The sequence below is a fragment of the Bartonella sp. MM73XJBT.G genome (assembly GCF_028618435.1).
Classification (GTDB): Bacteria; Pseudomonadota; Alphaproteobacteria; order Rhizobiales; family Rhizobiaceae; genus Bartonella.
This window is the reverse complement of sequence record NZ_JAQISW010000001.1, coordinates 69,864-90,055: the sequence shown is the minus strand read 5'-3', so window position 1 is coordinate 90,055 and position 20,192 is coordinate 69,864. Positions and strand designations below refer to the sequence as shown.

Genomic DNA, 20,192 nt, shown 5'->3' with positions numbered 1-20,192 from the left:
GAATAATAAATTCTTGCGCTTTTTTGCAATGAGAGCGTTATATTACTTCTCATGTTTGATTCGTTTTTTTCTTTTATACTTGCTGATGAGTCTTTTACGAAATTGAGTGTTATTCTTTTATTGATACTCGTTTGCTTAGCACTTTTTATAGTGATTTATTCTTATCGGAAAAAGGCATTTTTGGAAAGTGAAGTTGCCAAGCATGCTCGTGAGGCACAAGAGCAGATGGCTACTTTGCTCAAAACACAAGCTGAAATGCAAGGGCGAATGCAAACGATGGCGGAAATTTTTGGTCAACGGCAAGCTGAATTAAATAAATCACTCAGTGAGCAACTCAATGGCATGACAGCCAATATAGGTCAAACACTTCAGGTACAGACCAAATCCACCTATGAAAATTTGAATCGTTTGCAAGAGCGTTTAGCAGTGATTGATGCAGCACAAAATAATATTCAATCGCTTACGGGACAAGTTGTTCAGTTGCAGTCTATTTTAAGCAATAAGCAGACACGTGGTACTTTTGGTCAGGGGCGGATGGAAGCCATTATTGCCGATGCCTTACCAACAAATGCTTACGTTTTTCAGGCTGTTCTTTCCAACGGAAAGCGCCCAGATTGTCTTATTCACATGCCAAATAAAGCACCTTCTCTTGTTGTGGATGCTAAATTTCCTTTGGAAGCTTGGAATGCACTGCGTAAAGCAACATCAGCACAAGAACGTCAAGAGGCAGAGCGTCAATTTCGTACCGATATAGAAGTCCATATTCGTGACATTGAACAAAAATATTTGATTCCTGGAGAAACCCATGACACCGCTTTTCTTTTTGTACCATCGGAATCGATTTTTGCAACAATTTATGAGGATTTTGAGCCATTAGTACAAAAAGCCAATAGAGCTCATGTGATTATTGTTTCACCGTCTTTATTGATGCTCTCTGTCCAAGTTGTACAAACCATTATGAAAGATGCACGGATGCGTGAACAAGCACATTTAATTCAATCAGAAGTAGCAAAATTAATGGAAGATTTTGGACGAATGGATATGCGTGTTCGCGCACTACAGAAGCACTTTCACAAAGCAGGTGAAGATATAGAAGGAATTTTAATATCATCATCCAAAATTATGAAACGGGCAAATCGCATTGAAACCTTCGAGTTAAAAGAAAATCACTCTGAAGTAACAAAGCAGCATTAAAGCAATTAGGAATCTGTGTAACGCAAATATTATTCCACGCTTAGAACTTTTAATGCAAAAAAATTCAAATAGAGACACATATTATCCTTTTTAATGACTCAAAAAGCAAAAGTTTTTATATCTCGTTCTCTATAGACAGAATTGTTTTTTCGTCTTCGTGTAATTGACCAGTTACTCTAAAACCTAATTTTTTATAAAAGGAAAGGCCTTTGATATTTTTGTTGTTCACTTTAAGATGAATCCTACCTGTATCTTATTACCGCTATGACTTGTTCAAGTAGTTTTTTGTCGATTCCTAAACGCTGATAGGATGGCAACACATAAGGTCTTGCTAAATAGGCTTTATCCTTATCAGAAAAATCAAAAGATATATGGACAGCAATTTTATCCACCCATCTTTCTATCAAAAACAAGGTACCATATTTTTTGATCTGATCACTTATAGCTTCAACATTATGCCATTTATCTGTTTGAGCTGTAACAACTTCTGCATCAAGTACCGCATCATAAGTATCATGCTAAGTTTTAACCAGAAGGCGGCTGACTTCTGACGCGTCAGACAACAAAGTTTGGGTAATTGCAACTTCCATAAACACTCTCCACGAAGATTAATCTATCTTATTGTTTGTTTTAAAAATAGAACCTATCAAGTCCTTCAAGCTCTTAAATTCGTGAATTTATTTCAAAAGAATATAACGCGTTAGATACAGACCACTTATTCCCCCCCACCCTTCATTCCACAGCGACAAGCTCAGTACTTGGCGTCCGCACCACACCGTTTGTCGCCGACATCTCACACTTAAACGATAACATCTTTTCAGTCGCAAACATTGTATTTTGTTGATGAAAAATAAAGTAAAGTAAGGCAAGTTTTTATATCACAAGATAGATCATCGCCTTTATTGATTGGTAATATTTTTTTAGTATCCCTATCTTGTTTTATTTCTTAAACGAGAGGGATAGGGAATATGCGACACCTTTTGTTTTTAGGAGCACTGGTGTTTTTGCTAGGGGGGTGTGCAACAACCACTCCCATCCACACAAACAATGCTTGCGCTATTCTAGCACAAAAAAATGGTTTTTTTGATAATTGGGGTAGGGCATCTCAAAGAGCAGAAATGCGTTATGGGATTCCTATGCCGATTATTCTTGCAACCATTAATATGGAGTCGGGCTTTCGTCACAATGCACGTCCTCCACGTAAAAAACTACTTGGTTTTATTCCATGGAAGCGTCGATCGACAGCTTATGGCTATTCTCAAGCGCTTGACAGTACATGGACAATGTATCTTCGCTCTACGGGTAGATCTTTTGCACGGCGTACCAATTTTGCAGATGCTGCTGATTTTGTTGCTTGGTATCATCGCCAAAGTGTTCAACGCAATGGGGTGAGGTTTGATGATGCCTATAGCCTTTATTTAAATTATCATATGGGGCATGGTGCTTATGCACGGAGTAGAGGGTATGTTAATGCCGGGCTTTCACAGGCAGCACAGCGTATGGCAAGGATGTCTAAGCTCTATGAACATCAATTGAAGAGATGTGGATGGCGTTAAGGGAAGATTTTTAAAAATCTCAATTAGGGAATTGATGGGATCAAATTGTTCAAGAGTAAAATTTCTTATGGCGCGATAAGGCAGTATCTTTTTTCCGATTATTAAAGAAAAAAAATCGTTATTTTTTTAAATAAATTCAAGCGACAGAAAGTTTTTGTAAGACATAATCTATTTGAATATACTCTTGATATTTTTGTCCCCCTTAAAAAGGTATATTTATTCAAAAAATTTACAAAGGATACTATCATCCATTGAATGCTGGCATTTAGCTCTAGGAAAAATACCTAAGAGTGTTGAAAGAAACTTTTAGATTTCATTATGCGCATTATTGGCTGATTATGACATGAATATTTATTTGTTAAGCGTATAAAAGAGCAATTAAAACAAATGTAATTCAAGCATCATAAAAAAAGGTGGAACATTCAATATAAAAAATGAGAAATGTATTAAATCAAAGAGTATTGCTTCATAAAAACATTGCTTCGTATAAAGATATAGTTACAGTCTCCCAAAAGACTAATAGTCTTTAGTATTGTATGAAATGAAGTCTGTTCATATTAATTAAAAAGTTATTTTGTTGTACGACTCTATTGTGTTTAGGGGGGAAGCTATATACCGCTTTCATATAATGAATATTCAAGGCAAGATTTTTCTTTAGTATGAAGTAACATTGGGAGCTAGAAAAATGTGTGATAGCGTTACAACTCAACCTTACTTATGATGCGCCAAGGAAATGATTTTCATTGATTTAATATGTGAGGGCTTATGATATGATAAGAAAAGCATACTCTGTTCGGAATTATTATTTAACAGAGTAGATAATTTAATTATGATAAATCAATATGGCTTTTAGGCTTTAATATATCTCAGGAATGAGCTGGTGAACATTATTCAAGTGGGGATTTTTTAAAATTGGTAGGTCATTTGATAAGGCTAAAAACACTGGAAAAAAGTTTTAATTCGCGATGATCGAGAAGAATATCCTGTTCCAGAGCTTTTATCTAAGTAGCTTACATCTGTTAACAAGATATCCATAATCGATGTATTATGATTTTGCGAAAATTTTGTAGCGGAAGGGGAGTTAAAATTTTGTTTTTTTAAAACAATGTGTAAGATAAATAACACACATTTTTATTTTTATGCAAAGCATAAAAAACGTCACTTACTTTCCATTCTTATGACAGTAAAATTTCACAATCCAACAAATGATCACACGTATATTACAGTGCGGAAAGGAGCGTGCACTAATGGATTAATAGTTACAGCGCATATAATCTTTTTAAATTGATTACACGTTCTTTACTATAAATTGATTCCTTAAGAGAAGAGCTGGTCTTTTTGGTGGAGCTAAGCGGGATCGAACCGCTGACCTCTTGCATGCCATGCAAGCGCTCTCCCAGCTGAGCTATAGCCCCTACAAAAACAAATTTCTCCAAAAGAACAGTATATAATTTCGACTTTTTTAAAACGAGAAAAATTGAAGATCAAGAAGAATTTGCATTCAATGAAAAAGATGCCTTCTTTTGCTTCTTTTAAGCATCGTCATCATTAGAAACGCCGCTTCCAAGAATATCGGTAACGTCATCATCCTCCTCATCATCCTCGTGAGATAAAAATGTATCGTCGTCATCCCCGAGATCGACATCACTATCTTCCAGATCGGGAAGATCGTCATCTTTAGAACCGTCATCATCCTCTTCAAGAAGCATAAAAGCAGACTTTTCAAGTGCTGTATCAAGCTCTTCAGTATCCACTTCTTCTTCGTTGTTTGCTTCAGCAGCCGCAACCTCAAAATAAGAACGCGGATAAGAAATTCCTGTATAAGGTGATACAATAGGGTCGCGATTTAGATCGTAAAATTTTTTTCCTGTTTCTGGATCAACACGTTTCGTTCCAAGTTCCTGTTTTGCCATAAACCGTGCCTCTTTTGATTAACTCTATTCCATTAAAAGATAAATTTTATGGTGCTTAATCGAAAAATAATGCCTTTGTCAAAGACAAATACACTGTTCCACGTAGATTTTTTCATGACGCCCTTTAAAGCATGTGCTAAAGGATGCATAATTTCATACAAGTTAGATAGAATTAAATAGAATTTCCATGCAAAAAGCAATCCCTATAACCGCCTATAAATCGAGTAGTCTCTCTGGAAAAATTAAAATACCAGGAGATAAATCAATCTCCCACCGCTCTCTTATATTGGGAGGGTTAGCAAATGGTGAAACATATATCCATGGATTACTTGAAAGTGCTGATATACTCAACACAGCTGGTGCTATGAAGGCTATGGGCGCCTATATGATTAAGAAAGACCACCTCTGGATCATACGAGGAACAGGGAATGGTTGTCTCTTAGCCGCACAAAAACCTTTAGACTTTGGAAACTCTGGAACAGGTGCTCGCCTGATTATGGGAATGGTTGGTGCCTATCATATGAAAACAACTTTTATGGGTGATGCTTCTCTCTCTAAACGCCCCATGGGACGTATCCTCGATCCACTGCGTCTTATGGGTGTGGACATTGAGGCAACACACGGCGATCATCTTCCTTTAACGCTTTATGGTCCCAAAATAGCTAATCCGATTCGCTATCGTGTGCCCATAGCTTCCTCTCAAGTTAAATCAGCGGTTCTCCTTGCTGGACTCAATACCGCTGGCATTACAACTGTTATTGAACCGGTTCTTACACGCGATCATACGGAAAAAATGTTAAAAGCATTCGGTGCTAAACTTGAAATAGAAAGAGATAAAGAAGGTGCGCGTTTGATTCATCTTAATGGTTACCCCCATCTTACTGGACAAACGATTCATGTTCCAGGAGATCCTTCTTCTGCTGCTTTTCCACTTGTCGCAGCCCTTCTTGTAGAAGATTCTGATATTACCATTGAAAATGTTTTGATAAACAATTCTCGAATAGGACTTATCGAAACATTATGGGAAATGGGTGCTCAAATTGAACTTTTGAACCAACGCCAAACAGGTGGAGAGGATGTTGCTGATCTACGGATCAAATCATCGATCCTTAAAGGTGTTACTGTACCTAACGAACGTGCTCCATCGATGATTGACGAATATCCCGCTTTGGCGGTAGCAGCAGCCTTTGCTGAAGGCAAAACAGTGATGCTAGGAATTGAAGAATTGCGCGTTAAAGAATCAGATCGGCTCTCTGCTGTTGCTCAAGGATTAAAAATCAATCATGTAGAATGTGAAGAAGGGAAAGATTTCCTCATTGTTCATGGAAAAGGCTCTGCCAAAGGTTTAGGTGGTGGATATGTTACAACTCATCTTGATCACCGAATTGCTATGTGCTTTCTGGTTTTTGGACTCGCGTCAGAAAAGCCTGTTACCATTGATGATCAAAGAATGATCGCTACTAGTTTTCCAGAATTTATTTCTTTCATAAAACAACTTGGGGGGAAAATCGCTTGAAACCTTTTGTGATCGCAATTGATGGTCCAGCAGCTTCAGGAAAAGGAACATTAGCACGCAAAATTGCTACGCATTATCATCTTCACCATCTCGATACCGGGCTTACTTATCGTGGTGTTGCCTACGCACTTTTACAACAAAAATTGCCTCTCAATGATGAAAAAAGTGCTCTTGCTTGTGCCAAAGAGCTTGATTTTAACACTTTAAATCCAGTCCTTCTTTCTTCTCATGAACTTGGTGAGGCTGCCTCAAAAATAGCGATTAACCCTGCTGTACGCAACATTCTTGTCGAAAAACAACGTAATTTTGCCAAAACTTTACCTGGAAGTGTGCTTGATGGTCGCGATATTGGTACTGTTGTCTGCCCCGATGCCGATATTAAATTTTATGTTTTAGCGGATGTTCAAATACGTGCCAAACGTCGCTATCAAGAAATTTTAGAAAAGGGGGGGCAAGCAAATTATCGTGAAATTCTTAGCGATCTTGAACAGCGAGACAGTCGTGATATAACGCGCAAACAAAGCCCACTGCGACCAGCAAAAAACACCCACTTGCTTGATACGTCAGAATTGAGTATAGAAGCAACATTTGCAATTGCATGCGCTTTTATTGATCCAATCATAAAAATGCATATAATTGGATAAAGTTGTAAAGGTGGTTTCCAGCCTAGCGCTAATTTTTCTCCTTTATTCAAGGGAAAAGGCTAAGGAGTCGCCTATGTTAACACTAACCTAGCGCTCATACCTTACAAGGTAAGGTATATATTAGGAGTTCTTATGTCACAATACAATCCCACAACAGCGGATTTTGAAGCCCTTTTAACAGAATCTTTTCAAACCAATGATCTTAATGAAGGATCTGTTGTTAAAGGTCGTGTTATTGCAATCGAAAAAGACATGGCCATTATTGATGCTGGACTTAAAGTCGAAGGACGCATTCCTCTCAAAGAATTTGGAGCTAAAGCAAAAGATGGTTCTTTGCAAGTTGGCGATGAAGTTGAAGTTTACATTGAACGCATTGAAAATGCAATGGGCGAAGCTGTTTTATCGCGTGAAAAAGCACGTCGCGAAGAAAGTTGGGTCCGTTTAGAGGAAAAATTTAATGCTGGTGCACGCGTTGAGGGTGTTATTTTTAGTCAAGTAAAAGGTGGTTTTACAGTCGATCTTGATGGTGCTGTTGCTTTTTTACCGCGCAGCCAAGTTGATATTCGTCCCATTCGTGATGTTTCACCTCTCATGCATAATGCACAATCTTTTGAAATTTTAAAGATGGATCGTCGTCGTGGCAATATTGTGGTCTCACGTCGTACTGTCTTAGAAGAAAGCCGTGCTGAGCAACGTTCAGAAATTGTACAAAATCTTGAAGAAAATCAAATTGTTGAAGGTGTAGTAAAAAATATCACAGATTATGGTGCCTTTGTTGATCTTGGTGGGATTGATGGTCTCTTACACGTTACAGATATGGCATGGCGGCGTGTGAACCACCCATCTGAAGTGCTTACAATTGGTCAAACGATTAAAGTTCAGATTATTCGCATTAATCAAGATACGCATCGTATTTCTCTTGGAATGAAACAGCTTGAAAGTGATCCTTGGGAAAGTATCAGTCTACGCTATCCGATTGGTAAAAAAATCACCGGTGCTGTTACCAACATTACTGATTATGGTGGTTTCGTTGAAATAGAGCCAGGAATCGAAGGATTGATCCATGTCTCTGAAATGAGTTGGACAAAGAAAAATGTTCATCCTGGAAAAATTCTGTCTACATCACAAGAAGTAGAAGTGGTTGTTCTTGAAATTGATCCTTCTAAACGGCGTATTTCTCTTGGCTTAAAGCAAACATTTGAAAATCCATGGGAAGCTTTTGCCAATAAATTTCCTGTCAATTCACAAATTGAGGGAGAGGTTAAAAATAAAACAGAATTTGGTCTCTTCATTGGGCTTGAAGGCGATGTTGATGGTATGGTTCATCTCTCTGATCTGGATTGGAACCGTCCTGGTGAACAAGTTATTGATACTTACAATAAAGGGGATATCGTTAAAGCTGTGGTTTTGGATGTTGACATTGAAAAAGAGCGTATCTCTCTTGGAATTAAGCAACTTTCTAGTGATAAAGTTGGAGAAGCGGCTGCTTCTGGCGAATTGCGAAAAGGGGCCGTTGTAACCTGTGAAGTGATTGCTGTTAACGACAATGGCATTGATGTGAAATTTATTGACCACAACCTTGAGACAACCATTCGGCGTGCTGATCTTGCACGTGATCGTGATGAACAACGTCCTGAGCGTTTTGCAATTGGACAAAAGGTTGATGCACGCATCACAGCATTTGATAAAAAAACACGTAAAATTTCAGTATCTATAAAAGCACTAGAAATTGCAGAAGAAAAAGAAGCTGTTGCCCAATATGGTTCTACAGACTCAGGCGCTTCTCTTGGCGATATTCTCGGTGCTGCTTTGAAAAAACAAGAACAAGATTAATCATCAATCATTAAAATTAATGGTATTATTAAGGTCACTCATTTTAGGAGTGACCTTTTTATTTTCTAAAGAAATTATTTCCTTAATTTTTAATTATTGCATTAAAAATTATTATAATTACTTGCAAATAAAAAAAACAAAAAGTTTGTTTTTTGTCTATCAACGGTTCACTATTTAGATAAAATGCTTACATTTTAAATAATAAGCAATGTAATTGAATAATAATGGGACATTATGGCGTACACAATACCTTTCATAAAGTACTTTTTTTCTCAAAAGAAGGAAAAAGACCATTTTATTAATACGGCTCTTCCTCTTCGTGCAATTTATAAATCACAGGATGAACTTTATACCCTAGGGCATGATATAGCTTCTGGCAAAGAAATTTCGCTCCCTGAATATAAAGGAGAAAATAATTTTCACAAAAGGTTGGATGAAAATGCTAAACTTATTCTCCGTGTCTTTCACACCTGTTATATTGCTGCTCGAAACGATGAAACCATGGCGCCATCTGCTCAATGGCTGCTTGATAATCATTATACTATTGACAAAACAATACAACAACTCCGTCGTAATTTATCTAAGTCCTTCATTAAACAACTTCCTCTTTATAAACAAAAGGAAGACATACCACGTATCTTTGCTTTAGCTTGGCTTTATATTGCCCATACGGACAGCATATTTTCACAAAAAACACTCACGACTATGATCAATGGATTTCAAGAAGTTGATGCTCTCAAAATTGGTGAATTATGGGCTCTTCCTTCTGTTATACAGATGTTGCTCATTGAAAATGTCCGTCGTCTTGCACTGCGTATTGAACAAACACGCACTATGCGTCAGCTTGCTTATAAAGTTGCTGATAAAATTTTCCTCACTGATAATGAAACAAAATTACATATTCTTTTTACGCGTTATGCACCATTCACTGTTGATTCAAGTTTTTCAGCTTATTTATTCTATCGTCTGCGCAGTGCATCTATCGATTCAACAACAGCATTAAATTGGCTTGAACAGCAATTACAAAACCAAAGTAGCAGCCTAGAAACCGTCACAACTGATGAACATATGCGCCAAGCAACAGATGGTGTCACCATGGGCAATATTATCCGTGCCCTTAAAGCATTTGGTGACGTTGATTGGACAGTATGGTTTGAAACTGTTAGTTCTGTAGACTCTATTTTGCATGAAAATAGTGATTTTTCCGAAATTGATGCTCATTCACGCAATATTTATCGACAAGTAATTGAAAAAATTGCTCGCTTTTCACCCCTTAGTGAATGGGAAGTTGCACGAAAAGCGATAGAAATAGCACGTTCTCCTTCTGAAAATACACTTCTGCACTCCTCTGTTGGGTGGTACCTTATCGGTGATGGGCAGCATAGTTTTGAAAAAGCATGTGGCTATACTCCACCTTTGCTTATAAAATGGGCACGGTTTTTCTGCTCTTCAAAGATACGCATTATTACTATTCCTGTCTCTTTTCTCACGCTTATCCTTTTGCTTACAATCTACGCTCTCTTACAGACATCTGAAACACTCTGGATATCTCTTCTTTTCACTGCATTAGCGCTGTTTCCTGCTATGGATGCTGCTTTTGCTTTTTTCAACACTGTTGTTTCATGGATTATTCCCTCAAAACAACTCATTGGTTATGAATATAAAAAGGGGATTCCGGAACATGCACGCACAATGGTTGTTGTGCCTACTTTAATCACCTCACGTGATTATATTGATGAGCAAGTGCGCAACCTTGAAGTGCATTACCTTTCCAATCCCAAAGGCGCCATCCATTTTGCACTTCTCACAGATTGGGTAGATTCTCCCTTAGAACAAACGCAAGATGATCTTGAATTGCTGTATTATGCACAAAAGAGTATCGATAAACTTAATTGTCGTTATCATCGTGATGATATCCCTCTTTTTTTCCTTTTACACCGTCGACGCCTTTATAATACCAGCGAAAAATGCTGGATGGGATGGGAGCGAAAGCGTGGTAAACTTCACGAACTCAATCTGTTATTAAGAGGTGATAAAAACACTAGCTTTTATCCCCCTAACCCACATCTTCCCATGGATTGCCGTTTTGTTATGACGCTGGACGCAGATACACGCCTAACCCCTGAATGTGTCACAAAACTTGTTGGAAAACTGAACCATCCGCTCAACCGTCATACTTTTGATCCGCTCCATGAAAAGATTATAAAAGGCTATAGCATTTTACAACCCCGTATTACGCCTTCTCTTACCACAGGAAAAGAAACATCAATTTTGCAACGGGTTTTTTCTACCAATCGCGGTATTGATCCTTATGTCTTTGCTGTTTCTGATACCTATCAAGACCTTTTGGGAGAAGGAACTTTTATTGGCAAAGGTCTTTATAATCTTGATGCATTTCAGCAAGCACTTGATGGCAAAATTAAAGAAAATACTGTTCTTAGTCATGACCTTTTAGAAGGAGGATATGCACGTACCGCACTGGTGAGTGATGTGGAAATCATTGAGGATTATCCAATAGCTTATAATATGGATATTGCACGTTATCACCGTTGGATTCGTGGAGATTGGCAACTCTTGCCTTATCTCTTTTTCCCTCGTCAAATTAGCTCTACGACACGTTGGAAAATGCAAGATAATCTGCGCCGTTCCCTCACACCACTGATGTGGCTCATTGCTGCCTTTGCTGGATGGTCTCTTTTGCCATTAAAGAGTGCAATTATTTGGCAAACATTCTTGCTCTTTAGTCTCTTCATTGCACCAATTTTAAGTATCTTACAAACGCTTTTTCCATCCAATATTGATGATTCTTTACGTGGGTATTTTCAATTAATCTTCAATAAAACGACCCTGACAGGCGCAAATATATTTCTTAAAATGACATTTCTTGCTCATGCAGCTTATTTTATGACTGATGCAATTATCCGCACACTTTATCGCATAACGATTTCAAAACAGCACTTGCTTGAATGGAAAACCTCTGCTGCAACAAAATCTATTCCCAATAGTCTGAGCTTCTATATCTTTACAATGTGGTCAGCAACACTTATGGGGCTTCTTGCTATAGCACTTCCTTTCTTTTCCCATAATTTTGCAAGCTTTATTGCCTTACCGTTTGGTCTGTCATGGTTTTTTTCACCCTTAATTGCATGGATTGTGAGTCAACCTTCAACATTTCAAGATACTCTTCATAGTTCTTTTGAAGATAAAAAAACGCTACGCTCTATTGCACGACGGACATGGCTTTACTATGCAACCTTTGTCAATGCGCAAAGCAATTATTTGCCCCCCGATAATTTTCAAGAAGATCCTGAACCTCTGATTGCACAACGCACATCTCCTACCAATATTGGGCTTTATCTTCTTTCTGTTATTGCTGCGCGTGACTTTGGCTGGATTAGTTGTAAAGAAACCATTACCCGCATTGAAAGTACATTAAGCTCTCTTGCAAAAATGGAAAAATTTCGTGGGCATCTTTATAACTGGTATGAAACGGATACTCTCAAACCTCTTTTACCCACTTATGTATCAACTGTTGATTCAGGAAATCTTGCTGGCCATTTACTGACCCTTGCTTCAGCCTTAAGAAAATGGGCTGAAAAACCTTATATTTTTATTCAAAGTGATCTGGACGGCTTGCGGGATGTTCATGCTCTTTTGGAAGAAACTGTCAAAGAAATTCCGGATAATCAACCTATTTTACATTCCTTACGTCAAAAAATCGAAAAGCACATCACCAATTTTGATCATTGTATGAGTACTGTCGTAGAAACACCAAACACCATCATTTCTCAGCTTATCAAGCTATCACTTATCGCTCGTGATCTTATCCACTTAATAGATGAACTTCATCAAAAAGTTCAAACGACAAAATCCTCTCAAACACTTTCTTGGGCAAAATGTCTTTTAGAAACCTGTGAAGCTCACCACCATGACGCTACTAGCGGCTATAACAGAGACAAATTATCGCAAAAATTAACTAGTTTGGCTGTAGAAGCTCGGCAAATTGCCTTCGATATGAAATTTGACTTTTTAGAACAAGCTGAACGGCATCTTTTGTCTATTGGGTATCGTGTTCAAGAAAATAAACTCGATGAAAATTGTTATGATTTACTCGCCTCAGAAGCGCGCCTTGCAAGTCTTTTTGCTATCGCAAAAGGCGATATAAAAGTGAAGCATTGGTTTCATCTTGGTCGACTCCTCGTCCCCATTGGTTGGAAAGGTGCATTGTTATCATGGTCTGGCTCCATGTTCGAATATCTCATGCCATCCCTTATTATGCACGAACCTTTGGGATCTCTCCTCGATCAAACCAATCGACTGATCATTCATCATCAAATACAATATGCCTATAAACGTGGAGTACCTTGGGGCATTTCAGAAGCTGCATTTAACGCTCGTGATCAGTTAATGAATTACCAATATGCTCATTTTGGTGTTCCAAGCCTCGGTCTCCAACGTGGTCTCTCACGCAATACCGTTATTGCTCCCTATGCTAGTCTTTTAGCAGCACAATATGTCCCTGACCAAACCGTGACCAATTTAAAACATCTCCGTAATCTTGGAGCTTTAGGAACATATGGTTATTACGATTCTCTTGATTTTACCCCTTCACGCGTGAAAACAGGCGAAAAATACGCTGTGGTACGTAATTATTATGCGCATCATCATGGCATGTCTATTCTTGCTATCGACAATGTTATTTTTCAAGGGCGGATGCGTGATCGCTTTCACCGTGACCCAATTGTTGAAGCAATCCAATTTTTATTACAGGAAAGAGCACCACATCAAATTCCCATCATTCATAGCAAAGTTATTCATCGCATGCGTAATAATTATCAAGAATTCAACGATGCTCCTTTGCGTATTATCAAGAACCCGCTGCTTAAACCACGTGAAACTTTGCTCTTGTCCAATGGTTCCTATTCTACAATGTTGACAGCCAACGGTTCTGGTTACAGCCGTTGGCATGATTATGCGATTACGCGCTTTATTCCCGATGCAACAGAAGATCAACAAGGGATTTTGTTCTTTCTCCGTGATATAGAGAATGGTCGTTGGTGGTCTGTAACTGGTGAGCCAACACGTGTTGTCGGAGAAGAAGCAGTCTGCATTTTTACAGATGAAAAAGCTGAATATATAAAAATGGTTGATGGTATCAAATCAACACTTGAATGTCTTATTACATCTGAAGGGTGCGGTGAAGGTAGACGTCTTCAATTTATTAATACAACAAACAAAGAGCGTATCATTGAAGTGACCTCTTATGGTGAACTTGCTCTCGCAACAATAGATGTAGACCAAGCTCATCCTGCTTTTTCGCGATTGTTTATAGAAACAGAAATTGCTAAGGGAAGAAGAACAATTTTTGCTAAAAGGCGCAAACGCTCTCCCAATGACCCTGAAATCCACATTGCCCATTTTGTTACTGGTGATAATATCCAAGAAACAGAAGCTGAAACGGACCGCTTACTGTTTATTGGTCGAGGACGATCTATTCATCGACCTGCTGCATTTGACAACAATACGCATTTTCGCAACAGTCAAGGTTGTGTGCTTGATCCCATTATCTCACTGCGATGCCGTGTAAAAATTCCAGCACACGAAAAAATTGAACTCATTTTTTGGACTTTTGCTGCTCATGCAAAAGAAACACTGCACAATTATATTAAACATTATCAGCAACCCAATATATTCCAGCAAGAATTTTCAATGGCATGGACACGCTCACAAGTCTCGCTCTATCAAAGTGGTATCGATCTGAAAGAAGCTATTACCTATCAAAAATATGCAACACCACTTATCTATCTCGATCGAACATGGCGTCTTTCTCCAAAAAACTTAGCAAAAAATCTTGGTAAACAATCTGATCTTTGGCCAATGTCACTTTCAGGAGACATTCCGCTCTGTCTTCTCAGATTAGATAATGAGGGAGATATCACTGTTCTACGTGAACTTCTTAAAGCACATGAATATTGGCGTATGCGTGGACTTATTGTTGATCTTGTCATTCTTAATGAACAGGCATTTTCCTACATACAAAATACACAACATGCTATTGAATGGGTATGCGAATCCTATCGCCATCACATTCATGATACAGATGAACGCCAACATATTTTCACACTTCGGCGTGATCAAATGAATGAACAGAGTTTTAAAACCCTTCTTGCCTCAGCACGCGTCATTCTTGATGCGCAAAATGGATCTTTGTCTGAACAACTTAAACACCTTGACAATAATGACTTTGATCTCACCATCCATAAGAGCCATCAAGAATCCTATTATCAATTAAACGACCCAAAACATAATCAAGAACGACAAAGTATAATATCAACGGAGCAAAGCCTTTTTGCTTCTCTTGGTCTTATCGGTCAACAAAAAACTTCACCTCTCCCCATTGAGGGAAATGATCTAAAATATTGGAATGGTTATGGTGGATTTAATCATCATAATCATTATGTAATACGTCTTCATGGGCATACCACCACACCACAACCATGGATTAACATCATTGCTCATAAAAACTTTGGCTTCCATGTCTCTGCTGAAGGAGCACTCTTTACTTGGGCAAATAATAGCCGTGATTATCAACTAACCCCTTGGAGTAATGATCCCATTTCTAACCGTCCAGGAGAAGCACTTTATCTTGTAGACCGCCTTTCTTTAAAACGGTTCTCACCCGTTTCTGCCGTTGAATGTGATGAAAATGTTGTCTATGAGGCTTGCCACGGTTTTGGATTTTCAACCTTTAAATCTACACATACAGAGATCGCCTTAGAGCTCACCCATATACTCTATCCAGAAAAACCTGTACGTCTTTCACGGCTTACCCTTAAAAATAGTGGGAAAAAAACACGCAGTTTACGCCTTTATAATTATGTTGAATGGGTTTTGGGTAATGTCCGTACAAAATATGCACCTTTCATACTCCCCTGTTATGATCCTATACGTGGTGCACATTTTATCCAAAATCCCTACCACATCGACAAATCTCAACAAGTGGCATTTTTGTCTGCTTCCCAAATACCAACAAGTACGACTACTGATCGCACTGAATTTATCGGTCTAACGGGAACAGTGACACATCCTCACGCGATCCGTAACGCAGATGCTCTTTCAAATACAGTTGAAGCAGGCTGTGATCCTTGTTCAGCATTTTCCTATGATATTGATCTTCACCCAGGGCAAACAAAAGAAATCATTTTCTATCTTGGCAGTGCTGAAAATAGGCAAGAAGCGGAAAATTTACTAGACAACGTGCGTGCAAGAGATTTTGAAATTCTGCTCACACAACAAAAACAGCAATGGGATGATTTTGTTTCCCCATTCCAAGTTAAAACACCTGACCCCTCTTTTGATCTTATGGTCAATCATTGGCTTCCTTATCAAATTTACGCTTGCCGTATGATGGCACGCGCTGCCTTTTATCAAGCAAGTGGTGCATTTGGCTTTCGCGACCAGTTACAAGACAGCTTGTCCTTATTATTATTGAATCCAAAACTGGCGCGTGAACAATTGTTAAACGCCGCAGCACATCAATTTCTCGAAGGCGATGTACAACATTGGTGGTTGCCTGATACAAATGCCGGTGTTCGCACGCGTATTTCTGATGATATTGTGTGGCTTGCTTATGGCACAGCGCTTTATGTCAACACCACTGGTGATAGCATATTTCTTGATACCCCTATTGCTTTTATTGAAGGAGATACTCTCAACAATGAACAACAAGACGCTTATTTTAAGCCCATACAATCCTTAAAGGTCGCCACAATTTATGAACATTGTGCTTTGGCTTTAGATCTTGCTATCAAACGCTGTGGACCACATGGACTTCCTCTTATTTTAGGCGGAGATTGGAATGATGGCATGAATTTGGTAGGTATTAAAGGAAAAGGTGAAAGCACGTGGTTGGGATGGTTTCTTGGTACCACACTACAAACATTTATCCCCCTTGCCAAAAAACAGAGTGACAACACCCGTGTTGCAAAATGGAGTGCATATCTTGAACGTTTAACAAAATCCTTAGAAGAAAACGGTTGGGATGGTGCTTGGTATCGACGTGGTTATTTTGATGATGGCACACCTCTTGGCTCTCAAATAAATGATGAATGTAAAATTGATACCATTGCTCAATCTTGGGCTGTTATTTCGCAAATGGCATCGCTTGAGCGACAAAAACAAGCAATGGCATCAATGCTTGAACAGCTGTATGATGAAAAAAGCGGTCTTATACGTCTTTTCTGGCCACCTTTTGATAAAACAACTCTCGAACCCGGCTATATTAAAGGTTATCCTCCAGGTATTCGAGAAAATGGTGGTCAATATACGCATGGTGCTATTTGGAGTATTTTGGCGCTTGCGCAAATGGGTGAAAGCGATAAAGCTTATGCTTTATTTTCTGCGATTAACCCGATTACTCATGGACAAAATCCTGAAATTTATCGTGTTGAACCTTATGTCATGGCCGCAGATATTTACGCCATTGAACCATATCGTGGGCAAGGTGGTTGGACATGGTATACAGGTTCGGCAGGCTGGTTCTACCGGGCCGCAACACAAGCCATTCTTGGAATTAATCGTCAAGATGATCAATTATTCTTAGATCCACATTTACCTTCTTCATGGTCTGAATATGAAGCAAAAATGAAATTTCATGAGGCTGTTTATACCATTACCGTAAAATGGGGAGTTGAAAATATGCTTCATGTTGATGGGAAAAAATATGCTCATATTCAAGCAGGGATAAAGTTGGAAAAAACCGGACGACATGAGATCATACGCATTCTTAAACGTTAAAAACAGAAAAGATAAAAGTTTTTTTATTCTTGCCCCAAACCTTAGAGTTGTTATAGTTTCTCTCATTCCTATATGTATTTTATTGGCCTATATGGATTTTGTTGGAGCACAAGTGATTTTATATTCTACGAGACTGAAAGAACGAGGGTTATGAATCATCCAGATATTGCGAGGCGTGTTTACAATCATACCTGGAAACTTGATCCTATTATTCGTTCATTGCTCGATACGGATTTTTATAAACTTCTTATGGTACAGATGATCTGGGGGCTTTATCCTCATGTCAATGTTACCTTCTCCCTCATAAACCGCAGCAAAACAATACGTCTTGCCGATGATATTGATGAGAATGAGCTGCGTGCTCAACTTGATCATGCCTTGAGCTTGCGCTTTACAAAAAAAGAAATGATTTGGCTTGCTGGTAATACATTTTATGGGCGTAAACAAATTTTCGAACCAGATTTTCTTCATTGGCTTGAAAACTTTCAACTCCCAGAATATGAACTTACCCGCAAAGATGGCCAATATATCCTTCATTTTCATGGTCCATGGGCTCATAGCTCCATGTGGGAAATCCCTGCTCTTGCTATTATCAGTGAATTACGTTCACGTGCCGCTATGAAAAACCTCGATCGTTTTGCTCTCGATGTGCTTTATGCACGCGCTAAAGCAAAAATGTGGAGTAAAGTTGAACGCCTTAAAAAATTACCTGATATTAAAATATCTGATTTTGGGACAAGGCGTCGTCATTCTTTTTTATGGCAACGATGGTGTGTTGAAGCATTAAAAGAAGGTATTGGCAATTCTTTTACCGGAACTTCTAATGTTCTTTTAGCCATGGATACAGATTTAGAAGCTCTTGGAACCAATGCCCATGAATTACCCATGGTTATTGCTGCTCTTGCAGAAAATGATGATGATCTACACAGAGCACCCTATAAAGTCTTGCAAGATTGGAATCGCTATTACGGTGGAAATCTTCTCATTGTTTTGCCCGATACTTTCGGCACAGAAGCATTTTTATGCGATGCCCCAGATTGGGTCTCTGACTGGACAGGTTTCAGACCGGATAGTGCACCTCCTATTGAAGGTGGAGAACGTATTATTCAATGGTGGAAAGAAAAAGGGAAAGATCCACGCGAAAAACTCTTAATTTTTTCTGATGCACTTGATGTCGATACAATTGAAAAAACCTATCACCATTTCCAGGGAAAAGTGCGCATGAGTTTTGGATGGGGTACTGATCTTACCAATGACTTTACAGGCTGTGCTCCTCAAGAAATCGCAACCCTTGATGCTCTTTCCCTTGTTTGTAAGGTAACCCATGCCAATGGTCGACTAGCTGTAAAACTTTCAGATAATCCTGAAAAAACGATTGGTAATTCAAAAGAAGTACAACGTTATCTCAATTTTTTTGGTGATAAAAAGCGCTTTTCTGGACCTATAAAGATGTAGTTTTCGGCTCTTAAACGGATGTATTGATTCATCATATTGTTTATAAAGCTAATCTTTTTCCTACCCTGAGAAAAAGGGCTCTTAACCCTTTGAAGGTTTGTAAATCGTTTGGCTTTTTGTTAAGCAGATTCCACTTGGCTTTTCACAAAGGTGTTTTACTTGTACAAGGCGCAATAAGAAAAACTTAAAAATATGCACGATGCACTTAATTTAATCTGCCAAGGAAGTTTAGCGAAAGAAGCTTACATGCTTTACAAAATAAAGCCTCTTAATGAATATAATTTATCATTGTTTACCAAGCAACTTTTTATGAACTCTAAGGGGTTTGTACATAATTTTCTTTGCTCAGAAAAATTATTTCACAAACATAGTATTAATCAATTGCTTTTAAAAATCTTGTTATTGCATATGCATTTTGAATACAGAGAGGTTATATGTAAAACTTGAAGGAAAAGTCTCTCTTACTTGTTTTAACAAATAAATCAAAAGAGCATCTCATAAAGCCTTTTCTATCATTATGAAGATGGACGTGTTACAATATAAATAGCAATCAACAATAATATAACGGCAACGAGTAAAGAAATCCATAAAGGAGGGTGTACCATTACGAAAAAGGATAATCCCCCTCCTGTCATACTCATCACGGCAAAAATTTTAACAAATGGAGAAATAGCTCTTCTTTCTTCCCATCGTTTAAGAGGGGGACCAAAAATACGATGATTATTCAACCACTGATGAAAATGTGGAGAAGAACGCGTAAAACACCATGAGGCAACCAACAAAAAAGGTACCGTTGGCATAATAGGTAATACCACACCGATAATGCCTAATATAACCATTATCCAACCTGCTATATAATAGCAGAGACGTAAAGGGTGTGATATCTTGAAATATTTCTTCATTCTCTCGTATTACTTTCCTCCACGTAAAACTTTACACAAAAAATTGTATTTGTTTCATTGTTTATATCTTTGAGTGAATAATCCCTCTTTACTATTTCCCCTCTCTACCATTTCTATGTGTAAGTGTCTTTACTGTCATTAAGTTCCTTCAGGATACTAAATCGCTTTGCAATATGATAATTATTTTAAATGGTTTCAAGAAATAAGAAGACATTTTAGAAAAGTAAAAAAATAAAAAGGCTGCAGAATAAATCAATGCAGCCTCTTAATTAAGAATGCAGTGTTGGGGGGAGGAGAAAACGTACTGCATTCATTTGCTAGACATTAGGAGGAAAAATAACCTAGCGATTCAACCTCTAATTAAAATAAACATGAGAAACAAT

General features: G+C 38.2%; 10 protein-coding genes and 1 tRNA gene. 7 read left to right on the top strand and 4 right to left on the bottom strand.

Annotation, left to right across the window (positions count from 1 at the left end; translation table 11 throughout):
• Positions 1-51: 51 nt before the first annotated feature.
• Positions 52-1,194 carry a DNA recombination protein RmuC gene (locus tag PVV59_RS00335; protein WP_273753895.1) on the top strand — a complete coding sequence of 381 codons (1,143 nt, stop codon included), beginning with the start codon at positions 52-54 and terminating at the stop codon, positions 1,192-1,194.
• A 242-nt stretch (positions 1,195-1,436) separates the two neighbouring features.
• Here the strand turns inward: PVV59_RS00335 and PVV59_RS00330 are convergent, their stop codons facing one another.
• Positions 1,437-1,601, bottom strand: a complete 165-nt coding sequence (locus PVV59_RS00330) for a GNAT family N-acetyltransferase (protein WP_342753194.1) — start codon at positions 1,599-1,601, stop codon at positions 1,437-1,439.
• Between the two features lie 561 nt (positions 1,602-2,162).
• Between PVV59_RS00330 and PVV59_RS00325 the strand changes: the two genes are divergently transcribed.
• Positions 2,163-2,750, top strand: a complete 588-nt coding sequence (locus PVV59_RS00325; protein ID WP_273753894.1) for a hypothetical protein — start codon at positions 2,163-2,165, stop codon at positions 2,748-2,750.
• A 1,339-nt stretch (positions 2,751-4,089) separates the two neighbouring features.
• Here PVV59_RS00325 and PVV59_RS00320 read toward each other — a convergent pair.
• Together PVV59_RS00320 and PVV59_RS00315 are read right to left on the bottom strand one after the other, a co-directional pair.
• Positions 4,090-4,165: transfer RNA gene (locus PVV59_RS00320), tRNA-Ala, on the bottom strand.
• A 117-nt stretch (positions 4,166-4,282) separates the two neighbouring features.
• On the bottom strand, positions 4,283-4,663 hold the full coding sequence (locus tag PVV59_RS00315) for a TIGR02300 family protein (RefSeq protein ID WP_273753893.1): 381 nt from the start codon (positions 4,661-4,663) through the stop codon (positions 4,283-4,285).
• Between the two features lie 187 nt (positions 4,664-4,850).
• Here PVV59_RS00315 and aroA point away from each other — a divergent pair, with 187 nt between their 5' ends.
• The 5 genes from aroA to pncB all read left to right on the top strand — a co-directional run bounded on the left by aroA (position 4,851) and on the right by pncB (position 18,907).
• Positions 4,851-6,179 (top strand): 3-phosphoshikimate 1-carboxyvinyltransferase, encoded by a 1,329-nt coding sequence (gene aroA / locus PVV59_RS00310; protein ID WP_273753892.1) that lies wholly within the window; start codon positions 4,851-4,853, stop codon positions 6,177-6,179.
• Complete coding sequence (cmk, locus tag PVV59_RS00305) at positions 6,176-6,823, top strand: (d)CMP kinase (RefSeq protein WP_273753891.1); 648 nt, start codon at positions 6,176-6,178, stop codon at positions 6,821-6,823. Before aroA ends, cmk begins: the two co-directional genes overlap by 4 nt.
• 132 nt (positions 6,824-6,955) lie before the next feature.
• Positions 6,956-8,656, top strand: a complete 1,701-nt coding sequence (gene rpsA, locus PVV59_RS00300) for a 30S ribosomal protein S1 (protein ID WP_273753890.1) — start codon at positions 6,956-6,958, stop codon at positions 8,654-8,656.
• 234 nt (positions 8,657-8,890) lie between these two features.
• Complete coding sequence (locus PVV59_RS00295; protein WP_273753889.1) at positions 8,891-17,452, top strand: GH36-type glycosyl hydrolase domain-containing protein; 8,562 nt, start codon at positions 8,891-8,893, stop codon at positions 17,450-17,452.
• Positions 17,453-17,602: 150 nt separating this feature from the next.
• Complete coding sequence (gene pncB, locus PVV59_RS00290) at positions 17,603-18,907, top strand: nicotinate phosphoribosyltransferase (RefSeq protein ID WP_273753888.1); 1,305 nt, start codon at positions 17,603-17,605, stop codon at positions 18,905-18,907.
• Between the two features lie 515 nt (positions 18,908-19,422).
• On the opposite strand, the gene PVV59_RS00285 is transcribed toward pncB, so the two are convergent.
• Positions 19,423-19,809: a YbaN family protein gene (locus PVV59_RS00285; protein ID WP_273753887.1), complete on the bottom strand. Its 387-nt coding sequence runs from the start codon at positions 19,807-19,809 to the stop codon at positions 19,423-19,425.
• Positions 19,810-20,192: the final 383 nt, after the last annotated feature.

Excerpts from the sequence above, each read along its gene's own strand:
- PVV59_RS00335 (WP_273753895.1), top strand. The coding sequence starts at position 52 with ATGTTTGATTCGTTTTTTTCTTTTATACTTGCTGATGAGTCTTTTACG.
- PVV59_RS00325 (WP_273753894.1), top strand. The coding sequence starts at position 2,163 with ATGCGACACCTTTTGTTTTTAGGAGCACTGGTGTTTTTGCTAGGGGGG.
- PVV59_RS00315 (WP_273753893.1), bottom strand. The coding sequence starts at position 4,663 with ATGGCAAAACAGGAACTTGGAACGAAACGTGTTGATCCAGAAACAGGA.
- aroA (WP_273753892.1), top strand. The coding sequence starts at position 4,851 with ATGCAAAAAGCAATCCCTATAACCGCCTATAAATCGAGTAGTCTCTCT.
- rpsA (WP_273753890.1), top strand. The coding sequence starts at position 6,956 with ATGTCACAATACAATCCCACAACAGCGGATTTTGAAGCCCTTTTAACA.
- PVV59_RS00295 (WP_273753889.1), top strand. The coding sequence starts at position 8,891 with ATGGCGTACACAATACCTTTCATAAAGTACTTTTTTTCTCAAAAGAAG.
- pncB (WP_273753888.1), top strand. The coding sequence starts at position 17,603 with ATGAATCATCCAGATATTGCGAGGCGTGTTTACAATCATACCTGGAAA.
- PVV59_RS00285 (WP_273753887.1), bottom strand. The coding sequence starts at position 19,809 with ATGAAGAAATATTTCAAGATATCACACCCTTTACGTCTCTGCTATTAT.